This is a genomic window from uncultured Campylobacter sp., from assembly GCF_938018035.1.
GTDB lineage: Bacteria > Campylobacterota > Campylobacteria > Campylobacterales > Campylobacteraceae > Campylobacter_B.
Window position 1 is genome coordinate 1 of the sequence record NZ_CALIJF010000075.1, and the last position, 6,039, is coordinate 6,039.

The 6,039-nt window shown below is 37.0% G+C and carries 5 protein-coding genes; all 5 read right to left on the minus strand.

Annotated features, from left to right (window positions below; all coding sequences use genetic code 11):
- Positions 1-1,589 (minus strand): HsdR family type I site-specific deoxyribonuclease (locus Q0257_RS02320; protein WP_298021070.1); only part of this gene is annotated, 1,589 nt, incomplete at its 3' end.
- Positions 1,586-2,524, minus strand: coding sequence for a hypothetical protein (locus tag Q0257_RS02325; RefSeq protein WP_298021073.1), 939 nt, complete (start codon positions 2,522-2,524; stop codon positions 1,586-1,588). The genes Q0257_RS02320 and Q0257_RS02325, both read right to left, overlap by 4 nt.
- Positions 2,521-3,702, minus strand: coding sequence for a restriction endonuclease subunit S (locus tag Q0257_RS02330; protein ID WP_298021076.1), 1,182 nt, complete (start codon positions 3,700-3,702; stop codon positions 2,521-2,523). The genes Q0257_RS02325 and Q0257_RS02330 overlap by 4 nt, the downstream gene beginning before the upstream one ends.
- On the minus strand, positions 3,699-5,189 hold the full coding sequence (locus Q0257_RS02335) for a type I restriction-modification system subunit M (RefSeq protein ID WP_298021079.1): 1,491 nt from the start codon (positions 5,187-5,189) through the stop codon (positions 3,699-3,701). The genes Q0257_RS02330 and Q0257_RS02335 overlap by 4 nt, the downstream gene beginning before the upstream one ends.
- A 1-nt stretch (position 5,190) precedes the next feature.
- Positions 5,191-5,775 carry a restriction endonuclease subunit S gene (locus Q0257_RS02340; protein ID WP_298021081.1) on the minus strand — a complete coding sequence of 195 codons (585 nt, stop codon included), beginning with the start codon at positions 5,773-5,775 and terminating at the stop codon, positions 5,191-5,193.
- Positions 5,776-6,039: the final 264 nt, after the last annotated feature.

The following is a 6,039-nucleotide window of genomic DNA, read 5'->3' on the forward strand; positions in this document are numbered from 1 at the left end:
TCGATGGCTATTAGCTCTAGCCTTTGCTCGCTCGACGCCACGCGCTCAAACCTCGCCCACTTTTGTTGCAGATCTCTTTTAGCCTCATCGCTTAGCTCTTTTGATATTAGATCAAATTTCCTTGTTAGCCCATCAGGGTCTAGCACCTCTTGACCAACATATCGCCCCTCGTAGAGTAGCGGCAAGACGGCTCCGTCTTTTACAGCGTCATCTATCGTATATCTATGAATTTCTCCGCCAAATTTAGCAAAGCTGTTTTTCTCACGTTTTAAAAGCGGAGTGCCCGTAAATCCTATATAACAAGCAAGAGGCAACGCCTTTTTCATAGCCTTATGCAGATCGCCGCCCTGCGTGCGGTGGCTCTCATCTACTAGCACGAATATATCGCCGTCTCTTATCACTACCTTTTGGTTTTTCACCTTTTCAAATTTATGCACGAGCGTAGTTATCACGCTAACGCCGCTTTGAAGCTTTTCTATCAGATCGCTTCCGCTACTTGCTCGTCCTGCTTTTACATCCGTGTTTTTAAAGGTATCATGTATCTGTCCGTCTAGATCTATCCTGTCAGTTACTACGATGATCTTTGAGCTTATATAAATTTGCTTTAAAAGCTTTGTTAGCATCACCATCGTGAGCGATTTACCGCTTCCTTGCGTATGCCAGATGAGTCCGCCCGCTCTTGCGCCCTCTTTTTTCGCTGATACCCTCTTTAGCGTCTCTTCGATAGCGAAAAACTGCTGATAGCGGCAAACTTTTTTCATCCTTTTATCAAACACTATATAGTGCCTAACTAGCCTTAGTAGCCTATCTTTAGATAGTAGTGCAAAAAGCGTCATATCAAGCGCGCTCACCTCTCTACCATTTATCACGCTCTTTAGGCTTTCTTTTGCTTTTACCTCGTCTTGCTCTTTCCACACGCTATAAAATTTAAACGGCGTTCCAGTAGTGCCGTATCTTGCCCCACTGCCATTTGCCGCGATAGTTAGCTGGATGTATTTAAAAAGGTGCGCTATCTCATCTTTGCCCTGCTCTTTTTCAAGCTGTTTTATGCCCTTCTCAAAGCTCACGCTTGATTTTTTAAGCTCGATCGCGACTATTGGTATGCCGTTTATAAAAAGCACGAGATCGGGCCTTCTGTGCTTTTGCGCCTCGCTTTGATTTGCCCTGCTTACTTCAAATTCTTCCGTTACGTAAAAGTCGTTGTTTTGTAAATTTTCAAAGTCTATAAATTTAAAAGAGAAGCTCCTTCTAGTCCCATCTTCCAAATTTTCCTCTAAACTGGTGCCGAGCAAGAGTAAATTCGTGATCCTTTCGTTTGCGACCATTAGCCCTTCGTTTAAAGATACCCCAGCTAACTCGTCAACCGCTTTTAAGATGTTACTTTGGCTAAATTTATATCGCTTGCTCTTATACTCGTAGCCGTTTATCTCGCCAAGCTTTTGGGTTAAAATTTCCCTAAACAAAACCTCGCTTGTTTTACCGCCACGAAGCTTTAAATTTTCTTCTCTGCTTATAAATTTATAGCCCAAGTTTTGAAGTAAATTTATGCTGTTTTGCTGGATCTTATTTTCTGAAGTATCTGGGGTCATTTGGTCTCCTCATCCTCAAGATCAGAAAATAAGTTTTTGCCTTTAAAACTATCTTTGAATTTATTTTTTTGTTTTTTTATTCCCTTATTAGTAGCTACCCAGTTATTTAAAATATCTCGTTTTGTTTCATAAACTTTAGCGACTCTATAAGATCTATTTTTGCACTCATTTCCAAATTCATCGTATGTTTTAGTTATACATAATTGACAATTGATAAATGACCCATTGCCAAAATCATACCTTCCGTCTATAATATCGTTTTTAAATTTGCTATCTCCCATACTAAAATCTATACTTTCATTTCTATAAATTCCACGCCATTTATACCTACCTTCTTTTAAAACAGGCGATATTAATTCTATGTTTGCATCATCATCTATTTCCTCTTCTTTATCGTCAACTAATATAAAATCTATAAATTCTTCTCTTTGAACTACATATTCGTTATTTACTTCATTTCCAAATCCAACTGCTCGTATTTTTTCGTATTTTTCTATTTTTGCATAGTAATTTGAAATCGGTCTTGCCAGTTTTTGCTCCAACTGATTGTCATCTATTCCCGCAGACTCTTTCTTAAGCTTTAAAATTTCTAATTCCAATTTTTCATTTTCAAGCCTATTCTTTTTATATGCGCCGCTTAAATAATATTTTATTAATTCCTGAAGTTGTTTAATGGCATATCCAACTGACGATGCTATAATCGTTGATGAAATAGGGTGTACTTCTATAATGTCTAAAATTTCAATAAACCCACCCTCTTTTGCAGCCATACTTTCCAATTTAATTTCAAAACCAAATAAAGAACCAATAGTATTAATAATATTTAAAAAATCTTTTTCTATGGCATTTCTTACAAAAGCATTCATGGAATGTGAATCATCGTTCAAATAGTAATGAATTATAAATTGACTTTCAATTTTTTCTTGCCCTTTCACATTCTCACCTTTGCGCTTAGTAGTTTTTGCATCAAGCCTTGTTTTTGTTTTTTCAAATTTTCAAGCTTTAAATTTAGTAAATTTATCTCATCGTCGCAAGCCATTAAAACCTCTGCGATTTTTTGTTGCTCTTTTAAATTTGGAAGCTTTATTTTTAAATTTTCTATTGTCCTTTTGCTAAGCCCAAGTTGTGCCGTACCGCTAACTTCCCTTCTAATTTTTTTATTAATCAAATTGGAATTAATTAAATATGCTAAAAAATTGCTATTTTCTGTTGTTTTTATCCTAAAAATATGATCGCTTAAAACATAAGTATTATCTTTATCTATCACAGCAACCTTGCCTATAATTTTACCGCCACCAATATCATCTTTTGGCATAACTAAATCACCACAATCTAAAAAATCTTGACTTAAATTTGTTGTTTTTGTCAAATTCAATAAACCATCTTGTGTAATACTACCCATATCTACAATATAAAATTTTCCGTCACCAATAAATCTACTCTTTGAAGTTCCAGTAGAAATATCACAAATTTCACCAAGCTTTATTGCTCGCCACTCGTCTTTGAACTGGGGAAAGCGGATTTTGGCTGTGAGTAAATTTTGCATAAGAGCTTTTTTAAACTGCTTTTTGCTTTCTATCAAATTTATAGTTAAATTTATAGCCTTATCCCAAGTAGATAAAATTTCTGCTATCTTTTCTTGCTCGTCCAATGGCGGAAGTGGAATTTTAAAATTTAATAAATTACCATTATTGATTGAATTTATCGTTGCCCCAAGATCGTTTTTTACTTGTTTAAAAAACGTATTTGTTTTAAAGATATGCATCAAGAACAAATTATAGTTGCTTCGAAAAATAGCCATAAACGCACCAAATGCCAAATCCTTATATTTTTCTGTAATTAATGCACTTTTACCAATTAAATTTTTACTACCATTTCTCACACAAATTAAAATATCATTTTCTAGCGTTTTATTAAATTTTGATATGCCTTTTACATATACATCATCATTATTAAGAACAATAGAATTATCATTTATGTTTGATGAGCGTAAGACCAACAATCCATTATTTGAAACATTTTCAGGACTATATGTTAGCCCGTTTACTATTTTTCCAATTTCCCCAAGCCTCACGACACTCCATCCGCTCGGTAAATTTTTAAATTCACTCATAGTCCAAGCTCCGCAAGATACTCGCTCATCTTGCTTTGAACGCTTTTTAGCTCGGCTTCTAGGCGTGAAATCTCTTTCTTTGTAGCCTCGATATCTACAAGCTCTTCTTCTTCAAATGTATCGACGTAGCGAGGGATGTTTAGGTTGTAGTCGTTTTCTTTTATCTCACTAAGGCTTGCTAGGTGGGAGTATTTTTCTATCTCGCTTCTATTTTTATAGACGGTGATTATCTTTTCAATATTTTGCTCGGTTAGCGAGTTTTGGTTTTTACCTTTTTCAAATTCTTTGCTAGCGTCGATAAATAGCACATCTTCGTTTGAGCGGTTTTTCTTAAAAACAAGTATGCAAGCAGGAATGCTCGTGCCGTAAAATAAATTTGCCGGTAGGCCGATGACGGCGTCAAGCAAATTTTCTTCGATTAGCTTTTGGCGGATCTTACCCTCATTTGCTCCGCGAAATAGCACTCCATGCGGAAGCACGACGCCCATTTTGCCGTTATTGTTTAGACTTTTTATCATATGCACTACAAATGCGTAATCTCCCTTGCTCTTTGGCGGCAAAGCATAGCTAGCAAATCTCATAAAAGGATCATTCAAGGCAAAGTCAGCACCCCATTTATCAAGGCTAAAGGGTGGATTTGCCACGACTATATCAAATGTCTTTATAAGGTTGTCTTGCAGATGAAGCGGGTTTCTGATCGTATCGCCCCACTCAATGACAGCGTCGTTTATCTCGTGCAAGAACATATTCATCTTGCAAAGCGCGTGAGTTTGGCCGTTTTTCTCTTGTCCGTAAAGGCGGAAATTTTTACTACCGACCTCTTTTGACGCTTTGATAAGAAGCGAACCGGAGCCGCAAGTAGGATCGTAGATCATATCGCCCTCTTTTGGCTCAACCAGCTTTGCAAGAAGCGTCGAAACCTCGCTTGGCGTGTAAAACTCTCCGCCTTTTTTGCCAGCATCGCTTGCAAAGTGAGCTATAAGATACTCGTATGCGTCGCCTATTATGTCGTTGCCCTCAAGCATAGATGGACGAAGATCTAGCCTAGTATCACTAAAATCCTCAAGCAAATTTTGCAAGATAGCGTTTCTCTCTTTCGTATCGCCGAGCTTGTTTTTGTTATTAAAGTCGATGCTTCTAAAGATGCCTTCAAGCTTATCTTTATTGTCCTCTTCGATCTTTTCTAGAGTTTTGTTCATTATCTCGCCTAAATTTAGAGCCTCTTTATGCGACAAAAGATACTCAAAGGTGCAACTCTCATCAAGTTTAAATTTCTCTTTCTTTAGCTTTGCTTCGATCCTCTCACGCTTGTCGCCGTACTCGGCTCTTAGCCGCCCCAGCTTTTCTTTATAAAAATCAGATAGGTACTTGACGAAAAGCATCGTTAAAACATAGTCTTTATAATCGCTTCCGTCCATCGTGCCGCGAAATGTGTCGCAAGCCTTCCAAACTACGTTATTTATGGTCTCTTGCATGGTCTTTTGCATCTTAATTCTCCTCTTTTATTAAATTTTCAAATATGCTTTTGTGGTATCTTTGCTTTTGGGCTGCTAAATTTTGTAAAATTTCGCTCTCTTGACGGACCAAATTTAGGTATTTTACTATCTTGTTTTGAGTTTGTAAATTTACAAGCGGTATTTTTATGTTATTTAAGCTTGCAACGCCTATCATTGATATGGTGGTGCCTGAAACATCTGGCGCAAGGACTCTTTTAACGGCGCTACTATTTAGATAATGCGCCACAAAACGTGGATCAAATTTATCGCCTTTAACCCTTATGCGAACCATCAAAGACGAATAGATAAGATCATCATACTCCTTGTCTATATAAACGGCGAAATTCGGCTCCCTAAGTCGCAGCAAAATATCGCCTAGGCTTACTTTATACTCCTCGCTTATTTGCTCGTTTGATATAAACTCATCTGCAAACGAGTTGTCGTAAATGGCATTTTCGGCAAACGACTTTAGCGATACGGTTTTATACGAGTACTCAGACGGGGTATGCGCTTCAGCCTTTTTCCTACTTAACACTAGTCCGGTTTTTATTTTAGCTATGTCGTTTAATTTTATCATCATAAAACCTTTTTATGTATTACTTATAAATAATACTAGGCGAAGTATATCAAGTAAGATAGAAAATGTCAAGAGATTTTGTATAACTTTCGAAATAGTACATATTTTATGCAAAGCGCGAGCCGATATTAAGGTTGGCGGCGACACTTACTCTAAGCCCCTTTAAAATTTGTGCGATTTACTCGGGTTATATTAAATTTGCACGATTGGGCAAGGAATTTGGACTATCGTGCTACCGCAAAATTTTAAAAAAGGCTATAATTT